Raw genomic sequence first — 23039 nt, 5'->3', positions numbered from 1 at the left:
CCCGAGACGCCAGCGGTTCAACTCTTTTTTGTCGGGCCGAGCGTGTCTCCGGCCGTTCGAACAGGCAGCAAGCTGCCCGAGCACGGCCTCCCGCCACGCTGCCGGCCGGTTCGTCGGGGCCGAGCGTGTCTGCGGCCGTTCGAACCGGCAGCAAGCTGCCCGAGGACGGCCTCCCGCCACGCTGCCGGCCGTCTACCGCAGCAGCCGCAGCGCCGCGTCCGAGGGACTGCCCGGCGCGGCCGTGTGCGTGAGGATCCGCTGGCCGTTCCCGTCGGGCAGGTGCAGCACCTCGTAGTCGAGGTCCAGGGCGCCGACCTCCGGGTGCCGGAAGCGCTTCGTGCCGCTCGTGCAGAGCGCGACCGCGTGCCCGGCCCAGAGGGCGGCGAAGTCCGGGCTGCGCACGCTCAGCTCGCCGACCAGCTCGGCGAGGCGGCGGTCGTCGGCGTGGTGGGCGGCGACGTAGCGCAGCGAGGCGACGGCGAGGGCGGCCTCGGCGCGCCAGTCGGCGTAGAGGTCGCGGGTGTGGGGGTCGAGGAAGAGGAGCCGGAACTGGTTCGGGCGGTCGGCGGGGCGGGACGGCGCGGTGGGGTCGAGGTGGCCGGCGAGGAGGCGGTGGCCGGCCCGGTTCCAGGCGAGGACGTCGTTGACCCGGCCCAGGAGCAGCGCCGGGACGTCGCCCATGGCGTGGAGGAGCTGCTCGGCGCCCGGTGAGGCGGACTCCGGCCGCGGCGACCGGGGACGGCGGACGGGCGCCGGGCGGGCCAGCGCGAAGAGGTGCGCCCGCTCGTCCGGGTCGAGGCGCAGGGCGCGGGCGAGGGCGTCGACGACGGCGTCGGAGGCGTTGGTCGACTGGCCCTGCTCGAGCCGGGTCAGGTAGGTGACCGAGACGCCGGCGAGCTGGGCGAGCTCCTCGCGGCGCAGGCCGGGGACCCGCCGGCGTCCGTAGGTCCGCACCCCGACCTCGTCGGGGGTGAGGCGGTCGCGGCGCGAGCGGAGGAACTCGCCGAGCTCGGTCACGGGTGGGGGCACCCGACGATTCTCGCCCACCGGCCGGCGCGCAGCCTGGCCCTGCCAGTGCTAGGCAACCCAGGGACCTGGCTGGGCCCGCCGCGCTCGCCCAGCGTGGACGCCATGAGCCAACTCGAACTGGACCCCGTCCGCCGCCGTCCCACGGGGCCCGCCCGCTCCGAGCGGATCGCGCTGGCGGTCCTGCTCACGGCCAACTTCACGCTCGCGGTCGACTTCTCGATCCTCAACGTCGCGCTGCCGCACATCGGCCGCGAGCTCGGGTTCGCCACGGCGGACCTGCAGTGGATCGTGACGGCGTTCGCCCTGTGCGCGGCAGGCTTCACGCTGTTCTTCGGGCGGGTCGCGGACCTCTTCGGACGGCGCCGGCTGTTCCTCGCCGGGATGGTGCTGCTGGGCGTCTCGTCGCTCGCGGGCGGGCTGGCGGGGGAGCCGGCGCTGCTCATCGGCGCCCGGATCGGCCAGGGCCTGGCCACGGCGATGGTCACGCCGGCCGCGCTCGCGCTGCTGACGACGATCTTCCCGGAGGGACCCGCCCGGGCCCGGGCGCTCGGGCTCAACGGGGCGCTCATGGCGGCGGGGTTCACCACCGGCGCGGTCCTGGGCGGCGTGCTGACCGGGGTGGTGAGCTGGCGCTGGGCGTTCTTCGTCAACGTGGCGGTCGCGGTCGTCGTGGTCGCCGTCGGTCCGGCAGTGCTCCGCGCCACGCCCGCCGGACGGCGTCCCCGGCTGGACGCCCCGGGCGCGGTCACCGTCACGCTCGCCCTGGTCGCGCTCGTGCTCGGCATCGACGGCGCGGGCCGGTCCGGGTGGACGGACGCCGCTGCCTGGGGTCCGCTCCTGGCGGCGGTGGCACTGCTGGTGGTGTTCGGCGCGGTCGAGGCGCGCGTCGCCGAGCCGCTGGTCCCGCCCGCGCTGCTGCGGCGGCGGACGGTCACCTGGGCCAATCTGGCGGGCCTGCTGGCCTTCGCGACGGAGACCTCGCTCGTGTTCCTGCTGACCCTGTACCTGCAGGAGACGCTGGGCTTCTCCGCCGTCACCGCCGGGCTCGTGCTCGCCGTGCTGGGCGTGGGGACGGTCCTCGGCGGGCTGCTCGCGCCGCGCGTCATCGCGCGGACCGGCGGTCCGGTCGCGATCGTCGGCGGTCTCGTCGTCCAGGCCGCGGCGACGCTGCCGCTCGTGCTGCTCGGACCCGACCGCGGCTGGCTGGTCCTGCTGCTCGTCGCGAGCTTCGTGGGCGGGGTGGCCAACCTGGTCGCCATCGTCGGGTACGCGGTGACCGCCACCGCCGGCGTGCCGGAGGACCAGCAGGGGCTCGCCACCGGGCTGGTCACGATGAGCCAGCAGGTCGGCATCACGCTCGGCACCCCGGTGATGTCGGCGCTGGCGACCGGGTTCGCGTCGGCGTCCCTGCTGCCGGGGCTGCGGGTGGCGATCGGGGTGGACGCGGTGCTCGCGCTCCTCACCGCCGCCGCGGTCGCGGTGGCGCTGGTCAGCCGGCCGGCGCGTCGCCGAGCATCGGTCGCGGGTCGAAGGTGACCCGGACCGCGGTGATCAGGCCGTCCTCGACGTGCGTCCAATTGGCGACCTGGAGGGGCGGCTTGCCGGCGATCCGCAGCGCCGACCAGGTGACGACGTCGTGGTCGTCGGCGAGTCGGAGCAGGACGTCGTTGGCGGTGGTCGCGGCGAACATCCCGGCGAGGCCCGCCACGAACTCGTCGGCGCCGCGGGTCGAGCCGAGCGCGCCGTCGAAGGTGACCGTGGGGGAGAGCAGCGGGCGCAGCGGCTCGGGGTCGCCGGCGGCCCAGCAGGCGAAGTAGCGCTCGGCGATCGCGCGCGGGTCGGCGGGGAGGGAGTCGGTGGGCAGCGGATCGGTCATGGCTCCATCCTGCGGCGACGAGACCCATGAGTCCAACAGATGGTTCTGATCGGAAGTAGCATCAGTGCTTATGGAGCTGCACCAGCTGCGCTACGTCCTCGAGGTCCACCGCCGGGGCTCGTTCACCGGCGCCGCCGAGGCGCTGCACGTGAGCCAGTCCGGCGTCTCGGCGCAGGTCGCCAAGCTGGAGCGCGAGCTCGGCGTCCGGCTGTTCGAGCGCGGCTCCCGGCTGGCCACGCTGACCCCGGACGGCGTCGCGCTGCTGCCGCACGCCACGGCGGCGCTCGACGCGGTCGGCCGGGTCCGGGCGGTCGCCGACGACCTGTCCGGCGTGGTCCGCGGGCAGGTCCGGATCGGGACCGTCATCGGCTGCACGATCCCCGGCTACCTGGCCGGCTTCGCCGCCTTCCGCGCGGCGCACCCCGGCGTCGCGGTCACCGCGAGCGAGGGGAGCTCGGCGGACCTCGTCACCGCGCTCACCGACGGCGACCTCGACCTCGCCCTCGTCGCGCACGCCGGCCCGCTCCCGCCGGGGCTCGACGTCGTCACGGTGGTCGACGAGCTGCTGGTCGCCGGCGTCCCCGCCGGGCACCCGTGGTCGGTCCGGACGGCGCTCGCGCCCGCCGAGCTGGCCGCCTCCGACGTCGCCGTGCTGACCCTGCCGCCGGGTACCGGCATCCGGGCCGCCCTCGACCGCACCTGCGCCGACGCCGGCGTCACCCTGACCCCCGCCGTCCAGGTGCACTCGCCCGAGGCCGCGCTGGCCCTGGCCGCGCAGGGAGCCGGCGTGGCCGTGCTGGCGGCCTCGATGGTCGGTGCGCCCTTGCGCGCGGTCCCGCTCGCGGGCTCGGTGACGACGGCGCTCTCGCTGGCGACGCGGGCCGAGCCCGGCGCCGCGGCGCGGGCCTTCGCGGGACTGCTGAGGGACCGGCTGGTCGGAGGGGTGGGCGCAACAGGGATCGAACCTGTGACCACCTCGTTGTAAGCGAGGTGCTCTACCGCTGAGCTATACGCCCCAGAAGCCGGGTCAGCGTACCGGAGGCCCGCGGAAGGCACCGAAATGCGCACGTCGTGCCCCGTTCTGCCCACTCTTGGTGAGGCTTCTGACAGGGTGGGCCCATGCATCTCATGACCTCGGTACGCCGTACCGTCGCCGCGCTCACCCTGTCCACCGCCCTCGTGGCCGGCACCGCCGCACTCGCCGCGCCCGCGCACGCCGAGCGGTGGACGCACGACGACGCGGTCGGTGACGTCGTGCGCGAGACGATGGGGGAGCCGGGGGCGGAGCTGACGCCCGCGCCCGAGCGGACCAGCATCGACATCACCCGGGTGGTCGCCAACCACAAGGGCCGGAACCTGACCATCAAGGTCCGCACCCGGAGCGCGATGAAGGGCGTGCTCATGTCGACGTCGACGATCCGCACGCCGAGCAAGAGGCTGATGCTCATGTCGTCGCGGATCCCGATGTTCGGCAGCAGCCTCGACCTGTACGACATCAACACCAAGCGGAGGGACCCGAGCGTTCGCTGCCCGGGCCTGAAGCGCACGTTCGACAAGAGCCGCACGGTGATGACCACCACGATCCCGCGCTCGTGCCTGGGCAACCCGCGCTGGGTGCGGTTCAGCGTCGACCTGGCGACCGCGGACCTGCTCGCCGACGACGACTACAGCTACCAGGAGGACGGGCTGCGCGACGGAAGCGGGAGCGGGTTCGGCCCCAGGAAGATGTCGCCGAAGATCAAGCACGGCTGAGCCCACCTTCGCTCCGAGCCGACCATGAGAGCCCTCTCATGGTCGGCTCATGGTGACCTCACGGCCGCTCGGAAGAGTGCGGGACGTCGACGCAGGGTCGACGTCCCCCCGACCGAGGAGCACCCATGAAGAAGAAGCCCGTCGTCGCCGCCGCGACCGGCCTGGTCGGCCTGATGGCCTCCGGACTGACGATCAGCCTGCTCGCCTGGCCCGCCGATGCCGGCAGCGCCAGCGGGAGTGACGGCAACCTCGCGGTCAAGCGCGAGGAGGACACCCCGGACGTCGTCCTCGTGGTCGACGACGATGACGACGACCCGGCCGACGCCCTCCGCGCCCGCCAGGGTGCCGACACGAACACCAACACCCGGGCCACCCGGACCCGCGCCACGCAGGCCACGAAGGCCACCGGCAACAGCCGGGACAACACCCGGACCGGCGCGCGCAGCGGCCGCGACGACAGCCGCTCGGGCCGCGCGGTGCGCGACTGGACGCAGGACGGCCCCGGCCCGAAGGTGCGGGACTGGTCGCGCAACCACACCAACGACCGCAGCCGGCACAACACCCGCGGGTGACCGACGTGGAGCTGTCCTCCTGGCACTTCGCCGAGGGTGACGCGATCACCCCCGAGCTGACCGCGCTGCGGCTGCTCGGGGGTGGCTCCGCCTACGAGGCGTACCTCGCGTTCGACGAGATCACCTACGGGCCCGTCGTCGCGAAGGTGGTCCGGCCCGCCGAGGCCGACGACGAGCACACCGTCCGGAGCCTGGTCCGCGAGGCGACCGCGCTCGACGTGGCGCACCACCCGGTCGTCGTCCGCGGGCTGCGGCACGACGCGGAGGGGCCGCGCCCGCACCTGGTGCTGGAGCACGTCGAGGGGCCGAGCCTGTCCCGGCTGATCCGGCGGCACCGGCGGCTCTCGCCGCAGCAGTACCTGCCGCTCGCGATCGACCTCGCCTCCGCCCTCCACTTCTTCCGGCACGCCGACGTGTGCCACCTCGACCTCAAGCCGAGCAACGTGATCATGGGCGCCCCGGCGCGGATGATCGACCTCTCCGTGGCCCGCCCGGACGACCAGGCGGCCGCGCTGACCACGCCGATCGGCACCGACGCCTACCTGGCGCCCGAGCAGGCCGCCCCCGGGACGGCGTACGGCGTGCCGGGGTACGCCAGCGACGTCTGGGGGCTCGGCACCACGCTGTTCCACGCCGTCGCCGGCGTGCGCGCCTTCCGTCCGGGCGACCCGGACGCGGCCGACCCGGCCGCCCGGTTCCCGCAGCTGCTCGACGCGCCGGCCGAGCTGCCCGACGACGTCCCGGCGGTCGTGGCGAAGACCATCCACGCGATGCTCGAGCTGGACCCGGCCGACCGGCCGCTGCCGCGCGAGGTCGCCGAGGCGCTGGAGCCCGAGCTCGCCGGGCTGCCGGCGCCGCGGCTGCACTGGAAGGGCTAGCGGCGGGCTAGCGGTCGAGCCGGTAGCCCATCCCGCGCACGGTCGCGATCGTGTCGGCGCCGAGCTTGCGGCGCAGGTAGCCGACGTACACGTCGACCACGTTGGAGCCCGGGTCGAAGTCGAGGCCCCACACGTGGTCGAGCAGCTGCTCGCGGGAGAGCACCTGGCCGGGATGGCGCAGGAAGATCTCCGCGAGCGCGAACTCCCGCGCGGACAGCTCGACCTCGCGCCCGGCCACGGTGGCGCGGCGGGTGCGCAGGTCGAGGCGGACGCTGCCGGTGGTCAGGTGGTCGAGGGCCTCCGCGCCGCCGTCGGCCGGGGCGAGACGGCGCAGGCGCAGCTTGACCCGGGCGTTGAGCTCGGCGAACCGGAACGGCTTGGGCATGTAGTCGTCGGCGCCGCCCTCGAGCGCGGTGACGGTGTCGGTGACCGAGTCGCGGGCGGTGAGGACGATGACCGGCATCCGCGAGCCCTGGGCGCGCAGCTGGTCGAGGACCGCGAAGCCGTCGAGCCGGGGCAGGCCGATGTCGAGGACGAGCAGGTCGAAGTCACCGGACAGCGCGTGGTCGAGGCCGGTCAGGCCGTCCCCGGCGACGGTGGTCTGGTGGCCCTCGGCGCGCAGGCCCTTGGCGACGAAGGACGCGATCCGCTCCTCGTCCTCCACGATCAGGATGCGGGCCACGGGTGCTCCTCGGTGGTGGCGCTGGTGGTGGCGGTGGGCGGCGGCCGCTCGGTGGTGGCGGCGCGGACGGCGGGCAGGTCGACGACGAAGCGGGCGCCGCGCGCGGGGGCCGGGTCGACGTACGCGCGGCCGCCGTGCGCCTCGGCGATGGCCGCGACGATCGAGAGCCCGAGCCCGAACCCCTCGTCTCCGTCCGGGACGGCGGCCCGGCCGAACCGCTGGAAGATCCGCTCCCGGTCGTCGGGGGCCACGCCCGGACCGGCGTCGTGGACCCAGCAGCGCAGCGTCGACCCGACGACGGCCGCGCCGATCTCGATCCGCGCCCCCGGTCCGGTGTGCTTGACCGCGTTGTCGGCGAGCGCGAGGAGCGCCTGGGTGATCCGCTGGGCGTCGAGGACGAGGTCGTCCGGCAGGCCGTCGGCGAGCGCGAGCGCCCAGTCGCGGTCGCCGAGCCCCCGCGCCTTGGTGACGACGGCGGCGAGCAGGGCGGCGACGTCGGTGGTCGCGGGGGAGAGGAAGTCGGGCCGGTCGCTCTTGGCGAGGAGGATCAGCTCGCCGACCAGCCGGGCCATCCGGTCGACCTCGTCGAGGAGGAGGTCGCGGGTCTCGGCGACCTCGGCCGGGTCGCCGGCGTCGAGCAGCTCGAGGTGCCCGCGCAGCACCGTCAGCGGCGTGCGCAGCTCGTGCCCGGCGTCGTCGAGGAACTGCCGCTGGCCGGCGAACGCGTGCTCGAGCCGGTCGAGCATGCCGTTGACGGTGCGGGTGAGTGCGGTGATGTCGTCGTTGCCGCGCTCGGGCAGGCGCCGGGACAGGTCGGCGGCGCTCGTCCGCTCGGTCGCCAGGCGCAGGGCGCGCAGCGGGCGAAGCAGCCGGCCCGACTGCCAGGCGGCGACGGCGGTGACGAGCACCGCGGACAGCAGACCGACGACGGCGTAGGTGCGCATGGTGCGCAGCAGCTCGCCGCGCTCCTCGTCCAGGTAGGTGACGACGAGCAGCGCGCCGCGCTGGCTGCCCTGGCTGACCGGCTGGCTGGTGATCCGGACCTCGCCCCGATCGGTGTCCAGGTACGCCGTCCCGCCGTCGGTGACCAGCGGCGTGACCGCGTCGAGGAAGCGCCGGTCGCGCACCAGCGGGTCGTCGGGGAAGCGCACGATCGTGCCGTCCCCGACCCAGCCGACGAGCAGCTCGTCCTCGTCGGGCACGTTGCGCTGGAGGAACCCGCTGAGCAGGTCGCGCACCGACGCGAAGTCGCCGCTGCGCTGCAGCGCGACGAACTCGTCGAGCTCCTGCTCCACGCCCCGCTGCGTGGCCTCGTCCAGCGAGCGGCTCTCGACCCAGTAGACGATCAGGCCCGCGCCGGCGAGCGCGACGGTGACGAGGAGGGCGACGGCGGCGGTGAGCCGGGTGCGGACCGACAGACCGGGGCGACGCTCAGTCGTCATCGGGCTCGTCGTGGTCGTCCCGGTCGTCCCGGTCGTCCCGGTCCCGGTCGTCGTCGCTGCCGCGGTCGCGGCCCCGGCGGTCGTCGCGGTCGTCGTCGCGGTCGTCATCGTCGTCGAGGTCCGGCTGCGGCCGGATCACGTCGTCGCTGGTCGGGGGCGCGGCCGGCGTCCTCGTGGGCGGCGCGGTGGGTGTCGTGGGGGAGGTCGGGGTGGTCGGCACCGCGGGCAGCTCGACCGGCGGCCGGGCCGGCGGGTCGTCGTCCGCGCCCGCGGCGACGACCGCCCCCGCCGCGAAGCCCGTGATCGCGAGCAGCAGCGCGAGCGGCAGCAGCACCTTCCCGACACGTCCCATGACCCGGATCATCCTGCCGCAAGGTGGGCCTCCGGTGAGAGCCGGATGAGAGGACTCTCATCTGCCGCTGCTCACCTCTTTGGAGGGGGCGCACCGCTGGACGACGGGCCTAGGGTGGTCGGTGTCACACCCGTGCAACAGGAGGCCCCCGCGTGTTCGTCCCCTTCAGCGTCAACGACTTCCTCGACCGCGCCGTCCAGGTGTACGGCGAGCGGGTGGGCGTCGTCGACGAGCCGACCCAGCCCGCCGCCAGCCAGGGCGAGCTCACCTACGCCCAGATCGGCGAGCTGGCCCGGCGCCAGGCCGCCAAGCTCGACGAGCTCGGCATCGGGGTGGGTGAGCGGGTCGCCGTCGTCAGCCACAACAGCAGCCGGCTGCTCACGTCGTTCTTCGGGGTCAGCGGCTGGGGCCGGGTGCTGGTGCCGGTCAACTTCCGGCTGAGCCCCGACGAGGTGCAGTACATCGTCGAGCACTCCGGTGCCCGGGTCCTCTACGTCGACCCCGAGCTCGAGGAGTCGCTCGCCGGGGTCACCTGCGAGCAGAAGTACGTCCTCGGCGACGACGACGCCCTCTACGCCGCGCCCGGCACCGAGCCCGCGCCGTGGGCCTACGACGAGGGCGCGACCGCCACGATCAACTACACCTCGGGCACCACCGCGCGGCCCAAGGGCGTCCAGATCACGCACCGCAACATCTGGGTCAACGCGGTGACCTTCGGCCTGCACGCCGCGATCAGCGACCGCGACGTCTACCTGCACACCCTCCCGCAGTTCCACGCCAACGGCTGGGGGATGCCGTTCGCCATGACCGGCGTCGGGGCGCAGCACATCATCCTGCGCAAGGTCGACGGCGCCGAGATCCTGCGCCGGGTCCGCGACCACGGGGTCACCGTGATGTGCGCGGCGCCGGCGGTCGCGGCCGCCGTCCTCGAGGCGGCGCAGAGCTGGGAGGGCGAGATCCCCGGGCGCGACAAGGTGCGGATCATCATGGCGGGCGCCCCGCCGCCGACGAAGACGGTGATCCGGGTCCAGGAGGAGCTGGGCTGGGAGTTCATCCAGATCTACGGCCTCACCGAGACCTCGCCGCTGCTCACCATCAACCGCACCCGGGCCGAGTGGGACGACCTCTCCGCCGAGGAGCGCGCCACCCGGCTCACCCGGGCCGGCGCCCCGGCGCTCGGCGTCCGGCTCGCGATCGACGAGTCCGACGAGGGCGCCGGCGAGGTGCTCGCCCGCTCCAACGTCATCCTCGAGGGCTACTGGGAGCAGCCCGAGGAGTCGGCCGCCGCGCTGAAGGACGGCTGGTTCCACACCGGCGACGGCGGCTTCGTCGGCGACGACGGCTACCTCACCATCGCCGACCGCAAGAAGGACGTCATCATCACCGGCGGCGAGAACGTCACCTCGATCGAGGTCGAGGACACGCTCTTCTCGCACCCGGCCGTCGCCGAGGTCGCGGTGATCGGCGTCCCGAGCGAGAAGTGGGGCGAGACGATCAAGGCGCTCGTCGTGCTGACCGCCGACGCGACCGCCGGCCCCGAGATGGAGGCCGAGCTGATCCGCTGGTGCAAGGACCGCCTCGCCGGCTACAAGGCCCCGACGTCGGTGGAGTTCCGCGACGAGCTGGCCCGGACGGCGACCGGCAAGCTGCAGAAGTTCAAGCTGCGCGCGCCCTACTGGGAGGGGCTCACCCGCCAGGTGAACTGATCCGCCGGGACGAGCGTGGCGGCCCATCCCGCGGCCTGCCACGCCGTCACCGTCGTCGCAGCCCAGTCGCCCGCACCCGACGCGACGACGTCGACCTCGGTCGCCACCGCGTCCGGCCGCGCGGACGGCGCCCCCAGCGGCTGCCCGCTGATCGGGTCGACCAGGTCGCCCGCGCCGTCGACGCACGTCACCCGGCGCAGGCCGATCCCGAGCCGCCGCTGGTGCTGGGCCAGGCTCAGCGCGGCGACGCCGGCCTCGCCGTACCCGACCACGGCGACCTGGTCCGGCGGGTGCACCGCCGAGCCGCGGGCGTAGCGCACCGAGCGCAGCAGGTCGCGCCCGTCCTCCCAGGTCGGGACGACGACCCGGACGCCGCTGCGGGTGGCGATCCGGCTCGCCAGCGCGCCGACGGCGTCGGCGTCGGTGCGGACCGCGGGGTGCCAGAGCAGGAGGGTGTCCAGGTTGGGGTGGCCGTGCACGGCCACATTGAGACCAGGCGCCTGCGGGGAAGTCACGACCCCACCGTAGGCTGACTCCCCACAGGTCCGCGGCCCAGGAACCCGGTGTGAGACCGGGGCGGTTCCGCCACTGTGATCCTGTCAGCCTCCGCGAGGGCGCTGCCGGGCAGCCAGACACTGGCCGCGGACACACCTACCGATGAGGGGCGAGAACCCCGAGGAGGCCTTGAGCGTCATGGCGCGCATCGCACTGCTGTCCACGTCCGACACCGACCTGCTCTCCGCGCGGGCGAGTGGCGCCGACTACCGCTGGGCCAACCCGAACCGCTCGGCGCTCGACGGGCTCGTCGCGCTGGCCGGGGAGAGCGACCTGGTCGTCGTCCGGCTGCTCGGCTCCCCCCAGCAGTACGACGGCGAGCTGGCCGCGCTGCGGGCCACCGGGCGCCCGCTCGTGGTGCTCGGCGGCGAGCAGACGCCGAGCGCGGAGCTGATGGAGACCTCGACGGTCCCGGTCGGCCTCGCCGCGGAGGCGCACCGCTACCTGGCCGAGGGCGGCCCGCGGAACCTGGCCCAGCTGCACGCCTTCCTCTCCGACACGGTGCTGCTCACCGGTGAGGGCTTCGAGCCGCCGGAGGTGATCCCGGCCTGGGGCCTGGTCGAGCGGCCCACCGTCGTACCGGACGAAATGGTCGTGAATTCGCCCGAAACGGGACCAAATTGTCCGGTACGACGGGCGAAGGTCGGCGTGCTCTTCTACCGCGCCCACCAGGCGAGCGGGAACACCGCCTTCGTGCACGCGCTCTGCGACGCGATCGACGCGACCGGCCAGGCGGTCGGCGTCCCGGTCTTCGCGGGCTCGCTGCGCGCCGCGCCGGACGAGCTGTTCACCGCGCTCGGCGAGCTCGACGCGCTGGTCGTCACGGTGCTCGCCGCGGGCGGCAGCGTCCCGGCCGGTGCGAGCGCCGGCGGTGACGACGAGACCTGGGACGTCGAGCGGATGGCCGCCCTCGACATCCCCGTCCTGCAGGGGCTCTGCCTGACCAGCAGCCGGGCCGAGTGGGAGGCCTCCGACGACGGCGTCTCGCCGCTCGACTACGCCAACCAGGTGGCGATCCCCGAGTTCGACGGCCGGATCAGCACCGCCCCGTTCTCGTTCAAGGAGATCGACCCCGACGACCCGGCCGGCCTGCCGTCGTACGTCGCCGACCCGGAGCGCGCCGCGCGCGTCGCGGGCCTGGCAGTCAGCTACGCGCGGCTGCGCCACGTGCCCAACGCCGACAAGCGGATCGCGCTCATGCTCAGCGCCTACCCGACGAAGCACTCGCGGATCGGCAACGCCGTCGGCCTCGACACCCCGGTGTCGGCGGTCCGGATGCTGCGCCGGCTGCGCGACGCGGGCTACGACGTCGGCGACGGCTTCGGCGTCCTCGACCTCGACGACGACACCGTCGCCGGCGACACCCTGATCCACGCGCTCATCGCGGCCGGTGGCCAGGACGAGGAGTGGCTGACCTCCGGGCAGCTCACCGACGCGCACGTGCGCATCACCAAGGCCGACTACGACGCCTGGACCGCCGACCTCCCCGCGGACCTGCGCGGCGACATGGTCGAGGCGTGGGGCGAGTCGCCGGGCACGCTCTTCGTCAACGACAGCAACGAGATCGTGCTCGCCACGCTCCAGGCGGGCAATGTCGTGCTGATGATCCAGCCGCCCCGCGGGTTCGGCGAGAACCCGGTCGCGATCTACCACGACCCCGACCTGGCGCCGTCCCACCACTACCTGGCGGCGTACCGCTGGGTGCAGCACGGCTTCGGCGCGCACGCCGTCGTCCACCTCGGCAAGCACGGCTCGATGGAGTGGCTGCCGGGCAAGAACGCCGCGCTGTCGGCGTCCTGCGGCACCGACGCGGCGATCGGCAACCTGCCGCTGATCTACCCGTTCCTCGTCAACGACCCCGGCGAGGGCGCGCAGGCCAAGCGCCGCGCGCACGCGACGATCGTCGACCACCTGGTGCCGCCGATGGCGCGCGCCGAGAGCTATGGCGACATCGCGCGGCTCGAGGGCCTGCTCGAGGAGTACGACAAGATCTCCGCGATGGACCCGGCCAAGCTGGCCGCGATCCGCGGCGAGATCTGGCAGCTCATGCACGCGGCCGAGCTGCACCGCGACCTCGGCCTCGACGAGAAGCCCGAGGACGACGACTTCGACGACTTCCTGCTCCACGTCGACGGCTGGCTGTGCGAGATCAAGGACGTCCAGATCCGCGACGGGCTGCACGTCCTGGGCCAGGCGCCCGAGGGGGAGGCCCGGGTCAACCTGGTGCTCGCCATCCTGCGCGCCGCCCAGGTCTGGGGCGGCCAGTCGCACGCCGTCCCGGGGCTGCGGGCCGCGCTCGGTCTCGCGCCGGAGGCGCCGACCACCGAGGTCGACCGGGTCGAGGCCGAGGCGCGCGAGCTGGTCGAGGCGATGGAGAAGTCCGGCTGGGACCCGGCCCGCGTCGACGAGCTCCACACCGACCCGCAGGTGCGGCAGGTGCTGGCGTTCGCGGCCACCCAGGTCGTCCCGCGCCTGGCCCGGACGACGGACGAGCTCGACCACACCCTGCACGCGCTGGCCGGCGGCTACGTCCCGGCCGGACCGTCCGGCTCGCCGCTGCGCGGCCTGGTCAACGTGCTGCCGACCGGCCGCAACTTCTACACCGTCGACCCGCGTGCGGTGCCGTCCCGGCTGGCCTGGCAGACCGGCCAGGCGATGGCGGAGTCGCTGGTCGCGCGCTACCTCGAGGACGAGGGCCGCTACCCGGAGTCGGTCGGGCTCTCCGTCTGGGGCACGTCCGCGATGCGCACCTCGGGCGACGACATCGCCGAGGTGCTCGCCCTGCTCGGCGTCCGGCCCGAGTGGGACGAGGCGTCCAAGCGGGTCCACTCGCTGACGGTCATCCCCCTCGAGGAGCTCGGCCGTCCCCGGATCGACGTCACCGTGCGGATCTCCGGCTTCTTCCGCGACGCCTTCCCCCACGTCGTCGCCATGCTGGACGACGCCGTGCAGCTGGTGGCCGCCCTCGACGAGCCGCTCGACGTGAACTTCGTCCGCGCGCACGCCCAGGCCGATGTCGCCGAGCACGGCGACGAGCGCCGCGCCACCACCCGGATCTTCGGCTCCAAGCCGGGCTCCTACGGCGCCGGCATCCTGCAGGCCGTCGAGTCGGGCTCCTGGCGCGACGACGCCGACCTGGCCGAGGTCTACACCGCCTGGGGCGGGTTCGCCTACGGCCGCGGGCTCGACGGCGTCCCGGCTGCCGACGACATGCGCGCCAACTACAAGCGGATCAAGGTCGCTGCCAAGAACATCGACACCCGCGAGCACGACATCGCCGACAGCGACGACTACTTCCAGTACCACGGCGGGATGGTCGCCACGGTCCGCGCGCTCACCGGCGCCGACCCGAAGGCGTACGTCGGCGACTCGACCGCGCCCGACGCGGTCCGCACGCGCACGCTGCAGGAGGAGACCAACCGGGTGTTCCGCGCCCGCGTGGTCAACCCGCGCTGGATCGGCGCGATGCAGCGGCACGGCTACAAGGGCGCTTTCGAGCTCGCCGCGACCGTCGACTACCTCTTCGGGTTCGACGCGACCGCCGGGGTGGTGCACGACTGGATGTACGAGTCGCTCGCCAAGGAGTACGTCCTCGACGAGACCAACCAGGAGTTCCTGCGCAAGTCGAACCCCTGGGCGCTGCGCAGCATCGTCGAACGGCTGCACGAGGCCAAGGACCGCGGCCTGTGGGCCGAGCCCGACCCCGAGGTGCTCGCGGCCCTGCAGGCGGCCTACCTCGAGGTCGAGGGAGACCTGGAGGACCGATGAGCCGCGTCCGGATCCTCGGCTTCGGGATGGGGCCGCAGCACGTCACGCCCGAGGTCGCCTCGGCTCTGGGGGAGTGCGACTACGCGCTCGCGGTGCAGAAGGGCGACGAGGACGCGCTGCTCGACGCGCGACGGGCGGTGTGCGACGCCCACGGCGTCGAGCTGGTCGTCGTCCGGGACCCGGAGCGGGACCGCACGCCGGGTCTCGACCGCGCGGGCTACGAGGGCGCCGTCGCCGACTGGTACGCCGCCCGGCTGGCCGCCTACCGCGCGGTGCTCGAGGAGCGCGGCGGCACCTGCGCGTTCCTGGTGTGGGGCGACCCGTCGCTCTACGACGGCACGATCCGCGTCGTCGGCGAGCTCGGCGTCCCGTTCGACGTGCTGCCCGGGGTGAGCGCCCCGCAGGTCCTGGCCGCCCGGCACGCGGTCGTGCTGCACGAGGTCGGCCAGCCGGTCCACGTGACCACGGCCCGCCGGCTGCGCGGCGACGTCGCCGCGGGCCAGCGCAACCTCGTCGTGATGCTCACCGCCGGCGTCGACCTCGACGGCTTCGAGGACTGGCACATCTGGTGGGGCGCCAACCTCGGCGGCACCGGCGAGCGGCTCGTCGCCGGCCGGGTCGGTGACGTCGTCGCCGACATCGAGGCCGCGCGGGTCGCCGCGAAGGCCGAGGCCGGCTGGGTGATGGACCTCTTCCTGCTCCGCGGACCGGAGGCCTGAGGTGGCCCTGCCCGAGCGCGACGTCCTGCTCTGCCGCGACTGCTGCTGCGGCACGACCAAGAAGCACCCCGACGCCGACCACGCCGCCCAGCGCGACGAGATCGAGGCGCTCGACGACCGGGCCGGCCGGCGCGGGCCGCGGGTGCGGGTGCGCGTCGTCGACTGCCTCGACGAGTGCGACCGGTCGAACGTCGTGCTGGTGCGGGACTTCACGTGGTTCCCCGGCGGCCGGCGGCCCAAGGACTTCTGGCTCGGAGGCGTGCTCTCCGGCGCGGCCACCGAGGCCGTCGTCGACTGGGTGCGCGAGGGCGGACCGGTGCCCGCCGCACTGCAGCGCCACGTCTTCCGGGGCAAGCGCGGATGACCCGCGGCGCGGCCCTGCTCGTCGCGGGGATGACCTCGGACGCCGGCAAGAGCGTGGTGACCACCGGCCTGTGCCGGGCGTTCGCACGGCGCGGGATCGCAGTAGCGCCGTACAAGGCGCAGAACATGTCGAACAACTCGATGGTCGTCACCGGCCCCGACGGCGCGCCCGGAGAGATCGGCCGCGCCCAGTGGGTGCAGGCGGTCGCGGCCGGCGTGACGCCCGAGGTCGCCATGAACCCGGTGCTCCTCAAGCCCGGCAGCGACCGGCGCAGCCACGTCGTGCTGATGGGGCAGCCGGCCGGCGAGGTGTCCTCGCGCAACTGGCAGGACGGCCGCGCGCACCTGGCGGAGACGGCGTTCGCCGCGTTCGACGACCTCCGCACGCGCTTCGAGCTCGTCGTCGCCGAGGGCGCCGGCAGCCCGGCCGAGATCAATCTGCGCGCCAGCGACTACGTGAACATGGGGCTGGCCCGGCACGGCGACGTCCCGACCATCGTGGTCGGCGACATCGACCGCGGCGGCTGGTTCGCGTCGGCGTACGGGACGCTCATGCTGCTCGACGCCGCCGACCAGGCGCTGGTCAAGGGATACGTCGTCAACCGCTTCCGCGGCGATGTCGAACTGCTGCGCCCCGGCCTGGCCGACCTGGAGCAGCGCACCGGCCGCCCGACGTACGGCGTGCTGCCGTGGCACCCGGACCTGTGGCTCGACTCCGAGGACGCGCTCGACCTGGCTGGGCGCCGCGCCGAGGTGGGGGCGGGCGTGCGCAAGGTGGCCGTCGTCCGGCTGCCGCGGATCAGCAACTTCACCGACGTCGACGCGCTCGGGCTCGAACCCGGCCTCGACGTCGAGTTCGTGTCCGACCCGGCCCGCCTGGGCGACGCCGATCTCGTGGTGCTGCCGGGCACGCGCGCGACGCTCGCCGACCTGGCCTGGCTGCGCGAGCGCGGTCTCGACGTCGCGATCCAGCGGCACGCGGCCGCGGGTCGCCCGGTGCTGGGCATCTGCGGCGGCTGCCAGATGCTCGGTCGCCGGATCGAGGATCCCGACGGCGTCGAGGGCGCGGCGGGCGCGGCCGTCGACGGGCTCGGCCTGCTCGACCTGGTCACCCGGTTCGGCCCCGAGAAGCGGCTGGTCGTGCACGAGCCGGCCGGCTACGAGATCCACCACGGCCGGATCACCGGCACCACCACGGCCGGCAACGTCAGCGGCACGATGGTGCACGGCAGCCTGGAGGACGACGCGACCCGGGACGCCTACCTGCGGGCCGCCCTCGGCGTGGAGTCGGGGGCGTCGTTCCCCGCGGCCCGTGCGGCGCGGCTGGACCTGCTCGGCGACCTGGTCGAGGAGCACCTCGACCTCGACGCGCTGCTGGAGCTCACCCGATGACCGGGAAGCGGGTGCTGCTGCTCGGCGGCACCGGCGAGGCCCGGGCCCTGGCCGCCCGCCTGGTCGACGGCGGCGTCCCGGTCGTCTCGTCGCTCGCCGGGCGGGTCGCCCGGCCCCGGCTGCCGGTCGGTGAGGTGCGCATCGGCGGCTTCGGGGGAGTCCCCGGGCTGCAGGCGGCGCTCGCGGACTTCGATGTCGTGGTCGACGCGACGCACCCGTTCGCGGCGGGCATCTCGCGCAATGCCGCGGCGGCCTGCGCCGCAGCGGGCGTACCGCTGCTGCGGCTCGAGCGGCCCGGCTGGGCGGAGCGGGCCACGCCCTCGTGGATCTGGGTGCGCACCCACGAGGAGGCCGCGGTCGTCGCCGGCGAGCTCGGCACCCGGCCGTTCCTGACGGTCGGGCGCCAGGAGCTCGCCCGGTTCGTGCCGGCGCTGCACGACCACGAGGCGCTCGCCCGGGTCGTCGACCCGCCGGACCTCGACGTGCCGTCGGCCTGGGAGCTGCTCACCTCCCGCGGGCCCTACACGCTGGAGGGGGAGCGGGCGCTGCTCGCCGACCGCGACGTCCTCGTCACCAAGGACTCCGGCGGCAGCCACACCTGGCCCAAGATGGAGGCCGCCGCCGAGCGCGGGATCCCCGTGGTGGTGGTCCGCCGGCCGCCGGCGCCCGAGGGCGTGACCACGGTGGCCGACGTCGACGCGGTCGTCGCCTGGCTGGCCGCGCGCTAGGGACGGCGCTCGTGGCCGGGCCGGCCGTGGGTGCGCCGGTCCTCCTTCATCTCCGCCTCGTAGAGGTGCCGGCGGCCCGCGACGAGGGCGTCGCGGGCCACCTGCTCGAGCTCCTTGAACGTGGCGTAGTAGCCGTCGTCGTACTCCTCGACGACCTGGAAGGTCCACCGCCCCTGGAGGACGTTGCGCCCGACCAGCTCGCGCTCGATCCGGTCGGCCAGGTCGCCGTGCCCCGCCTCGCGGAGCTGGTCGACGCCCTTGCCGAGGGTGAGGTCGGCGGTGCCGCTCATCCGGTGGAAGGCGTAGAGGTGCCCCCGGGCGACCTCGACCGCCTCCAGCGCCTCGGAGATGTTGCCGAGCGCCTCGACCGTCAGGTCGTCGACGCCGTCGGGACGGACGTGCTCGTCATCGTTCGTCATGACCCGATCGTGACACGCCCGCCCAGCGGGCACCTCTGCTCTCAGACCGCGGCGCGGACGGCGTCGGCCAGCGAGGTCGCCGGGCGGCCGAGCAGCGTCTCCAGGTCGGTGGGGGCGACGTACAGGTCGCCGCGGGCCAGGCCCAGGTCGGCGTCCGCGAGGACCTCGGCGAACGGCTGCGGCACGCCGGCGCCGGTCAGGGTGGCGACGAGCTCGGCGGCGGGCACGTCGGCGTAGGCGACCTGCTGGCCGGTGACCTCGGAGACGGTCGCGGCGAGCTCGGCGAGGGTGAAGCCCGCGCCGCCCAGCTCGTAGACCGCGGCCGGCTGCTCGGCCAGGAGGGCGCTCGCGGCGGCCTCGGCGAAGTCCGCGCGGGTCGCGGCGCTCACCTTGCCGTCGCCGGCCGCGGCCAGGACCGCACCGTGCTGGAGGTACGTCGGGAGCTGGTCGGTGTAGTTCTCCAGGTACCAGCTGTTGCGCAGGAAGGTGTGCGGGACGCCGGAGGCGACGATGGCCTCCTCGGTGGCCTTGTGCTCCACGGCGAGGGTGAGCCCGGCGGTGTCGGCGTTCGCGATGCTCGTGTAGGCGAGCAGCTGCACACCGGCGTCCTTCGCGGCGGCGATGACGTTGTGGTGCTGGGGCAGCCGGTTGCCGACCTCGCTGCCGGAGACGAACAGGACGCGCTCCGCGCCGGCGAAGGCGGCGTCGAGGCTCGCCCGGTCGCCGTAGTCGGCGCGCTGGGTGCGGACGCCGAGCGCGGCGAGCCCGGCGAGGCGCTCCTCGTCGCGGCCGAGCGCGAGCACCTGGTCGGCGGGGACACCCTTCGCGAGCAGCGCGGAGACGGCGAGGCGGCCGAGGTGGCCGGTGGCACCGGTGACGACGAGAGACATGAGGTGGTTCCTTCCGGAGGACGTGCGGTGGTGGGTTACGTCCTCGTCAACCGGCCCGTCGGGGAGTTACTTCCCATTGGTTAGTACGCACTTTGAAGTAAGGTACTTCCGTGACAGAGAGTGCGACGACGGAGCTGCCGATCTTCGAGCAGTTCCCCGGCGGGGTCTTCCCGGCCGCCTGCTCGAGCCGGGTCCTGCTCGACCACGTGATGAGCAAGTGGGGCGTGCTCGTCCTCGTCTCGCTCACCGACGGCGCCCAGCGCTGGAGCGACCTGCGCCGCCGGGCCCAGGGGATCAGCGAGAAGATGCTGGCCCAGACGCTGAAGACCCTGGAGGCCGACGGTCTGGTCCACCGCGAGCAGCAGCCGGTCATGCCGCCGCGGGTCGACTACAGCCTCACCCCGCTCGGCGAGGAGCTCGCCGAGGTGCTGGTGCCGCTGCTGCGCTGGGTGGGCCGGAACGCCGACGGGATCATCGGCTCCTGAGCCCGGCCGCGGCTCCCGCGGCGCAGATGAGTCCCGCCGTGACGCCGATCCGGCGGGCGAGCACCCGGGCGCGCTCCAGGTCCGCCCGCGCGGGCGGTGGGCCGTCGCCCATCACGGCGCGGTGCTCGACCCGGCCGCCGTAGTCGTTGGTCCCCCCGAGCCGGATGCCGAGCGCACCCGCGAACGCCGCCTCCACCGGGCCCGCATTGGGGCTCGGGTGGCCCCCGGCGTCCTTGCGCCACGTGCGCCAGGCGCGCGCGGGGTCGTCGCCGAGGACGACGGCGAGCGCGGCGCTCAGCCGGGCGCCCGGCAGGTTGAGCAGGTCGTCGAACCGGGCCGCTGCCCACCCGAACCGCTCGTAGCGCGGGCTGCGGTGGCCGATCATCGCGTCGAGCGTGTTGGCGGCGCGATAGCCCAGCAGGCCGGGGATCCCGGCGATCGCCCCCCACACCAGCGGCGCGACGACGGCGTCCGACGTGTTCTCGGCGAGCGACTCCAGGGTCGCCCGGACGATCTCTGCCTCGTCGAGCTGCGAGGTGTCGCGCCCGACCAGGTGGGTGAGCTGCTCCCGCGCGGCCGGCAGGTCGCCGGCGGCGAGGTGACGGCCGACGGCGGCCGCCTCGCGGTCGAGCGACGTGCCGCCCACGACCACCCAGGTGGCCGCGGCCGTCAGGAGCGTGCGCGGGACGGGACGTCGTACCTGCTCGGGGGCGCGGGCCAGCGCGACCGTCCCGCCGACGAGCAGCGCCACGTGGACGACGCCCGCGGCCCGGTGGTCGCGCCAGGTGCGCCGCTCGAGCGCCGCCGCGACCCGCCCGAAGCCCGCCACCGGGTGGCCGCGCCGCGGGTCGCCGAGGAGGCGGTCCGCGGCGAGGCCGAGGAGGAGTCCGGTGGCGGTGCTGCTCACAGGCTGGCGGCGAGGGCGCGGCGCTCGGCGTCCGCGGTGGCCCGGTCGTACAGCTTCCCGACGAGGCCCGTCAGCACGACCCCGAGCACGCCCCACAGGGTGGCGAGGGTGAGCAGCGAGGAGCGGCGGAAGTACCAGAGCGTGTCGGCCGGGAAGGAGCCCAGCTCGTCGACCGTCGGCAGCAGCGCGGCCGTCACGGCGACGACGGCCAGGTATCCGATACCCGCCAGGACGACCGCCGTGAACCCGTCGATGCGCTCCGCCAGGCGGCGCGCGACCACGACCGCTGCGATCGCGGCGAGGACCGAGACCAGCAGCATCGCGAAGTACTCCACGGTCCGGCCGTTGATGGTGTCCGGGTCGCCGACGGCCGGCGGCGTCGCCGGGTACTTGAGGAACGGGACCAGCGCGATCGAGACGAACCCGATCAGCGCCACCAGTGCCGTCGACCCGCGGGCGCCCAGGCCTCGCAGCCGGCCCACGACGGCGGCCACCGCGAGCGCGGTGAGCCCGCCCAGCGCCGTACCGATCGCGAGGGTGCCGGTCAGCAGGCCCCAGCTCTTCTGGTTCTCCCGGGAGATCTCGACCATCCCGGGCTCCTCGTGCTCGGCCTCCTCGGCCGCAGGCGCCGGCGCGGCGGCCGACTGGGCCTCCTCGAGCGCGATCGCGTCGTCCACGTGCGGCTCACCCAGCGCGAAGGCCACCGCGAACGTGAACAGACCGGCCACCAGGCCGGCGATGAGGCCGCGCAGCAGGAACGCCCCCGGCGTCAGGGCAGACTTCTCCCCAGGAACGGTGCTCGACATCGTCCCCGCCGCTCAGTGGCAGGGGTAGCCGAGGAGGTGCCGCGCGTCGTGCACCCACTCGTGCACCGCGTTGCCGGCCGGGATCGAGATCGCCCCCTGGTCGGCGCTCACGAAGAAGATCGCCAGCATCGCCAGCAGACCGAAGAAGACGACCCACGTGCCCAGCTGGAGCAGCGGAACGGTGGGGAGCTGGATGGCCGGGGCGACCGGAGCAGCAGACGACTGCGACATGGATCCTCCTGAGGGATTCTGCGTCCCTTGACGTAGTGGTGAGGTGGCAGGCCTTCGGGTCTGACTCCACCGCTCTGCCCTCACGTCGGAGGTCGGAGGCGATGTCACAGTAGCGCGACTGTGCCGGAATCTCACCGGCTTCCTCGAGCCTGCAAGTACGGACTCTAGGGCAATTCGCGGCCCCTGGGCAGTGCCGGGTTGTTCCGTGGACTCCGCCCCCCACACCAGCCCCTCCCCGACGCCGCCCTCAGTACCCGACGAGCGTGGGCGTCGCCTCGACCGCCCGCAGCCCCTGCGGCGCACCGGCCACCGTGACCCTCCCGGGAATCGCCCGCCACGGACCGCCCCGCCCGAGGCGGTAGCTGCCGTCGTACGTGATGGCGAGGCGGGTCCGGTAGACGCCCTTCCGCTCGTACCGGTGCGTCACCCGCAGGTCGGGGTACGGCGCGCCGGGATCGGCCGTCGTCCGGGCCGCGCCGTCGCCGTACGTCCAGGTGTAGGCGGCCGGCGTCGCCCGGATCGTCACGCGCTGGCCGAGGAGGGTGACCGTGCGGGTGAGGGGCGCGGTGTGGGCGGTGTAGAAGTTCGTGTCGAAGTTGACGAGGGTGACGCTGTCGGGGGGTTGGATGACGAGGGTCGGGGTGGGGAGGGGGAGCTCGGCGAAGGCGCGGCGGATGTCGGCGAGGGTGAGGGTGGGTTGGGTGGGGGTGGTGCCTGGGCAGAAGGTGACCGGTGCCGTCGCGGCGGAGACTGCGTTAACGACCGCTTGTGCTGCGGCGCAAGCGTTAGCGCCCGCACTGAATGAGGGTGCGTCGGATTCCTGTTGCGTCGGTGCGCTGCCGGCTGAGCCACCACCCGTGTGCGTGGCGTGTTCGGTTACCTCAACGATTAGGCTGCCACTGGAGGCTGTTCCGTTGGCAGTCGGCGACGGCCATGGGTCGTTCGACAGCAGTTGGGTGGTCAGAATGACCGCGACCACGAAACTCATCGGTGTCATCGCGGTGCAACCTGCAGCACATCGAGACGCCAGCGCTTGCTCTCCACCCACAGGAGGTAGGCGGTGAAGACATCCGAGCCTGGACTGCGCTTGTCCTGGTCGCCGTCATGCGCGACGATCGTCTGGGCGTCGTAGGAGACCGTCGCAGTCACCTTGAAGCCAAACGCGGAGGCCGTGCTGGTGGTGACCTCGCTGAGGTCGTCGATGGTGACGCTGTTGGTGCCGCCGACGATCCGTCCGCCGCTTTGGTACTGCTCCAGGACTCGCGAGATGAAGTCGGAGCACGCCGCACACCTCGGCCCCGACACCCGCCGCAACCGCCGAACATCCCCCGTCGCCTGCGCGTAGTTCACCAACTCCCAGTAGTACCCAACGAAAGCCCGAGCCCCCTCCTCACTCGCCTCCTTCGCCGCCCCCGGCAACACCGGAACCATCAACGCCGGCGAAGGATCACCCACCCCCGTAGGCGACCCCGACACACTGACCTCAG

The 23039-nt window shown here is 74.1% G+C and carries 25 protein-coding genes, 1 tRNA gene and 1 riboswitch; of the genes, 12 read left to right on the top strand and 14 right to left on the bottom strand.

The features are described 5' to 3' along the window. Positions 1–192: 192 nt before the first annotated feature. Positions 193–1029, bottom strand: coding sequence for a helix-turn-helix transcriptional regulator (locus tag BM223_RS24585; RefSeq protein WP_038679962.1), 837 nt, complete (start codon positions 1027–1029; stop codon positions 193–195). Between the two features lie 102 nt (positions 1030–1131). Here BM223_RS24585 and BM223_RS24580 point away from each other — a divergent pair, with 102 nt between their 5' ends. Continuing rightward, positions 1132–2565, top strand: coding sequence for an MFS transporter (locus BM223_RS24580; RefSeq protein ID WP_052139340.1), 1434 nt, complete (start codon positions 1132–1134; stop codon positions 2563–2565). Here the strand turns inward: BM223_RS24580 and BM223_RS24575 are convergent. Then, a complete protein-coding gene (locus BM223_RS24575) occupies positions 2519–2905 on the bottom strand; it encodes a nuclear transport factor 2 family protein (RefSeq protein ID WP_052138800.1) in 387 nt (128 codons plus the stop codon). The two genes, BM223_RS24580 and BM223_RS24575, sit on opposite strands and share 47 nt — an antisense overlap. A gap of 70 nt (positions 2906–2975) precedes the next feature. Between BM223_RS24575 and BM223_RS30250 the strand changes: the two genes are divergently transcribed. Next, positions 2976–3890: a LysR family transcriptional regulator gene (locus tag BM223_RS30250; protein WP_052139338.1), complete on the top strand. Its 915-nt coding sequence runs from the start codon at positions 2976–2978 to the stop codon at positions 3888–3890. Here the strand turns inward: BM223_RS30250 and BM223_RS24565 are convergent. After that, a tRNA-Val gene (locus BM223_RS24565) sits at positions 3850–3921 on the bottom strand. The two genes, BM223_RS30250 and BM223_RS24565, sit on opposite strands and share 41 nt — an antisense overlap. 103 nt (positions 3922–4024) lie before the next feature. Here BM223_RS24565 and BM223_RS24560 point away from each other — a divergent pair. From BM223_RS24560 to BM223_RS24550, 3 genes are all read left to right on the top strand, one after another. Further along, positions 4025–4657 (top strand): hypothetical protein, encoded by a 633-nt coding sequence (locus tag BM223_RS24560; RefSeq protein WP_141267735.1) that lies wholly within the window; start codon positions 4025–4027, stop codon positions 4655–4657. Positions 4658–4782: 125 nt separating this feature from the next. Then, the gene (locus tag BM223_RS24555) at positions 4783–5229 is read left to right on the top strand and encodes a hypothetical protein (protein ID WP_038679956.1); all 447 of its coding nucleotides are present in this window, start codon (positions 4783–4785) and stop codon (positions 5227–5229) included. Between the two features lie 5 nt (positions 5230–5234). Then, positions 5235–6107, top strand: a complete 873-nt coding sequence (locus BM223_RS24550) for a serine/threonine-protein kinase (RefSeq protein WP_235318940.1) — start codon at positions 5235–5237, stop codon at positions 6105–6107. Between the two features lie 7 nt (positions 6108–6114). On the opposite strand, the gene BM223_RS24545 is transcribed toward BM223_RS24550, so the two are convergent. From BM223_RS24545 to BM223_RS28695, 3 genes are read right to left on the bottom strand one after another with little or no spacing between them, the layout of a single operon-like run. Beyond that, the gene (locus BM223_RS24545) at positions 6115–6789 is read right to left on the bottom strand and encodes a response regulator transcription factor (protein ID WP_038679952.1); all 675 of its coding nucleotides are present in this window, start codon (positions 6787–6789) and stop codon (positions 6115–6117) included. Further along, positions 6774–8231: a sensor histidine kinase gene (locus BM223_RS24540; RefSeq protein WP_075018754.1), complete on the bottom strand. Its 1458-nt coding sequence runs from the start codon at positions 8229–8231 to the stop codon at positions 6774–6776. The genes BM223_RS24545 and BM223_RS24540 overlap by 16 nt, the downstream gene beginning before the upstream one ends. Beyond that, the gene (locus tag BM223_RS28695) at positions 8221–8583 is read right to left on the bottom strand and encodes a hypothetical protein (protein WP_038679950.1); all 363 of its coding nucleotides are present in this window, start codon (positions 8581–8583) and stop codon (positions 8221–8223) included. The genes BM223_RS24540 and BM223_RS28695 overlap by 11 nt, the downstream gene beginning before the upstream one ends. Before the next feature lie 152 nt (positions 8584–8735). Here BM223_RS28695 and BM223_RS24530 point away from each other — a divergent pair, with 152 nt between their 5' ends. Further along, the gene (locus tag BM223_RS24530; RefSeq protein WP_038679947.1) at positions 8736–10289 is read left to right on the top strand and encodes an AMP-binding protein; all 1554 of its coding nucleotides are present in this window, start codon (positions 8736–8738) and stop codon (positions 10287–10289) included. Here the strand turns inward: BM223_RS24530 and BM223_RS24525 are convergent. Beyond that, positions 10256–10804, bottom strand: a complete 549-nt coding sequence (locus BM223_RS24525; RefSeq protein WP_141267733.1) for a hypothetical protein — start codon at positions 10802–10804, stop codon at positions 10256–10258. The two genes, BM223_RS24530 and BM223_RS24525, sit on opposite strands and share 34 nt — an antisense overlap. A gap of 16 nt (positions 10805–10820) precedes the next feature. Next, positions 10821–10947: riboswitch (cobalamin riboswitch) on the top strand. A gap of 35 nt (positions 10948–10982) precedes the next feature. On the opposite strand from BM223_RS24525, the gene cobN reads away from it, so the two are divergent. From cobN to BM223_RS24500, 5 genes are read left to right on the top strand one after another with little or no spacing between them, the layout of a single operon-like run. Beyond that, positions 10983–14612 carry a cobaltochelatase subunit CobN gene (cobN, locus tag BM223_RS24520; protein WP_038679945.1) on the top strand — a complete coding sequence of 1210 codons (3630 nt, stop codon included), beginning with the start codon at positions 10983–10985 and terminating at the stop codon, positions 14610–14612. Then, positions 14609–15331: an SAM-dependent methyltransferase gene (locus BM223_RS24515; protein WP_038679943.1), complete on the top strand. Its 723-nt coding sequence runs from the start codon at positions 14609–14611 to the stop codon at positions 15329–15331. The genes cobN and BM223_RS24515 overlap by 4 nt, the downstream gene beginning before the upstream one ends. A gap of 1 nt (position 15332) precedes the next feature. Next, complete coding sequence (locus BM223_RS24510) at positions 15333–15695, top strand: hypothetical protein (protein ID WP_052138798.1); 363 nt, start codon at positions 15333–15335, stop codon at positions 15693–15695. After that, positions 15692–17086, top strand: coding sequence for a cobyric acid synthase (locus BM223_RS24505; RefSeq protein WP_038684730.1), 1395 nt, complete (start codon positions 15692–15694; stop codon positions 17084–17086). Before BM223_RS24510 ends, BM223_RS24505 begins: the two co-directional genes overlap by 4 nt. Continuing rightward, a complete protein-coding gene (locus BM223_RS24500; RefSeq protein ID WP_038679941.1) occupies positions 17083–17814 on the top strand; it encodes a cobalt-precorrin-6A reductase in 732 nt (243 codons plus the stop codon). The genes BM223_RS24505 and BM223_RS24500 overlap by 4 nt, the downstream gene beginning before the upstream one ends. Here the strand turns inward: BM223_RS24500 and BM223_RS24495 are convergent. Together BM223_RS24495 and BM223_RS24490 are read right to left on the bottom strand one after the other, a co-directional pair. Next, positions 17811–18233, bottom strand: a complete 423-nt coding sequence (locus tag BM223_RS24495) for a hypothetical protein (RefSeq protein WP_038679939.1) — start codon at positions 18231–18233, stop codon at positions 17811–17813. The genes BM223_RS24500 and BM223_RS24495 overlap by 4 nt on opposite strands. Positions 18234–18274: 41 nt before the next feature. After that, positions 18275–19123 (bottom strand): NmrA family NAD(P)-binding protein, encoded by an 849-nt coding sequence (locus tag BM223_RS24490; protein ID WP_038679937.1) that lies wholly within the window; start codon positions 19121–19123, stop codon positions 18275–18277. A gap of 110 nt (positions 19124–19233) precedes the next feature. On the opposite strand from BM223_RS24490, the gene BM223_RS24485 reads away from it, so the two are divergent. Next, positions 19234–19608: a winged helix-turn-helix transcriptional regulator gene (locus BM223_RS24485; RefSeq protein WP_052138797.1), complete on the top strand. Its 375-nt coding sequence runs from the start codon at positions 19234–19236 to the stop codon at positions 19606–19608. On the opposite strand, the gene BM223_RS24480 is transcribed toward BM223_RS24485, so the two are convergent. The 5 genes from BM223_RS24480 to BM223_RS24460 form a co-directional block, all read right to left on the bottom strand. Then, the gene (locus tag BM223_RS24480; RefSeq protein ID WP_038679935.1) at positions 19595–20515 is read right to left on the bottom strand and encodes a cobalamin biosynthesis protein; all 921 of its coding nucleotides are present in this window, start codon (positions 20513–20515) and stop codon (positions 19595–19597) included. The genes BM223_RS24485 and BM223_RS24480 overlap by 14 nt on opposite strands. Continuing rightward, a complete protein-coding gene (locus BM223_RS24475; RefSeq protein WP_038679933.1) occupies positions 20512–21321 on the bottom strand; it encodes a CbtA family protein in 810 nt (269 codons plus the stop codon). The genes BM223_RS24480 and BM223_RS24475 overlap by 4 nt, the downstream gene beginning before the upstream one ends. Before the next feature lie 12 nt (positions 21322–21333). Further along, on the bottom strand, positions 21334–21552 hold the full coding sequence (locus BM223_RS24470) for a CbtB domain-containing protein (protein WP_038679931.1): 219 nt from the start codon (positions 21550–21552) through the stop codon (positions 21334–21336). Positions 21553–21799: 247 nt separating this feature from the next. Next, the gene (locus tag BM223_RS24465; RefSeq protein WP_141267726.1) at positions 21800–22549 is read right to left on the bottom strand and encodes a PKD domain-containing protein; all 750 of its coding nucleotides are present in this window, start codon (positions 22547–22549) and stop codon (positions 21800–21802) included. Then, on the bottom strand, positions 22546–22983 hold the full coding sequence (locus tag BM223_RS24460; protein ID WP_235319294.1) for a DUF6318 family protein: 438 nt from the start codon (positions 22981–22983) through the stop codon (positions 22546–22548). The genes BM223_RS24465 and BM223_RS24460 overlap by 4 nt, the downstream gene beginning before the upstream one ends. Positions 22984–23039 lie beyond the last annotated feature (56 nt).

Source organism: Pimelobacter simplex, assembly GCF_900114845.1.
Lineage (GTDB): Bacteria > Actinomycetota > Actinomycetes > Propionibacteriales > Nocardioidaceae > Nocardioides > Nocardioides simplex.
This window is presented reverse-complemented; position numbering and strand designations above follow the sequence as displayed.

What these genes read in the sequence shown, in the direction of transcription:
- BM223_RS24580 (WP_052139340.1), top strand. Translation starts at nt 1,132, where the DNA reads ATGAGCCAACTCGAACTGGACCCCGTCCGCCGCCGTCCCACGGGGCCC.
- BM223_RS24575 (WP_052138800.1), bottom strand. Translation starts at nt 2,905, where the DNA reads ATGACCGATCCGCTGCCCACCGACTCCCTCCCCGCCGACCCGCGCGCG.
- BM223_RS30250 (WP_052139338.1), top strand. Translation starts at nt 2,976, where the DNA reads ATGGAGCTGCACCAGCTGCGCTACGTCCTCGAGGTCCACCGCCGGGGC.
- BM223_RS24560 (WP_141267735.1), top strand. Translation starts at nt 4,025, where the DNA reads ATGCATCTCATGACCTCGGTACGCCGTACCGTCGCCGCGCTCACCCTG.
- BM223_RS24555 (WP_038679956.1), top strand. Translation starts at nt 4,783, where the DNA reads ATGAAGAAGAAGCCCGTCGTCGCCGCCGCGACCGGCCTGGTCGGCCTG.
- BM223_RS24540 (WP_075018754.1), bottom strand. Translation starts at nt 8,231, where the DNA reads ATGACGACTGAGCGTCGCCCCGGTCTGTCGGTCCGCACCCGGCTCACC.
- BM223_RS28695 (WP_038679950.1), bottom strand. Translation starts at nt 8,583, where the DNA reads ATGGGACGTGTCGGGAAGGTGCTGCTGCCGCTCGCGCTGCTGCTCGCG.
- cobN (WP_038679945.1), top strand. Translation starts at nt 10,983, where the DNA reads ATGGCGCGCATCGCACTGCTGTCCACGTCCGACACCGACCTGCTCTCC.
- BM223_RS24515 (WP_038679943.1), top strand. Translation starts at nt 14,609, where the DNA reads ATGAGCCGCGTCCGGATCCTCGGCTTCGGGATGGGGCCGCAGCACGTC.
- BM223_RS24505 (WP_038684730.1), top strand. Translation starts at nt 15,692, where the DNA reads ATGACCCGCGGCGCGGCCCTGCTCGTCGCGGGGATGACCTCGGACGCC.
- BM223_RS24500 (WP_038679941.1), top strand. Translation starts at nt 17,083, where the DNA reads ATGACCGGGAAGCGGGTGCTGCTGCTCGGCGGCACCGGCGAGGCCCGG.
- BM223_RS24495 (WP_038679939.1), bottom strand. Translation starts at nt 18,233, where the DNA reads ATGACGAACGATGACGAGCACGTCCGTCCCGACGGCGTCGACGACCTG.
- BM223_RS24490 (WP_038679937.1), bottom strand. Translation starts at nt 19,123, where the DNA reads ATGTCTCTCGTCGTCACCGGTGCCACCGGCCACCTCGGCCGCCTCGCC.
- BM223_RS24475 (WP_038679933.1), bottom strand. Translation starts at nt 21,321, where the DNA reads ATGTCGAGCACCGTTCCTGGGGAGAAGTCTGCCCTGACGCCGGGGGCG.
- BM223_RS24470 (WP_038679931.1), bottom strand. Translation starts at nt 21,552, where the DNA reads ATGTCGCAGTCGTCTGCTGCTCCGGTCGCCCCGGCCATCCAGCTCCCC.
- BM223_RS24465 (WP_141267726.1), bottom strand. Translation starts at nt 22,549, where the DNA reads ATGACACCGATGAGTTTCGTGGTCGCGGTCATTCTGACCACCCAACTG.
- BM223_RS24460 (WP_235319294.1), bottom strand. Translation starts at nt 22,983, where the DNA reads ATGGTTCCGGTGTTGCCGGGGGCGGCGAAGGAGGCGAGTGAGGAGGGG.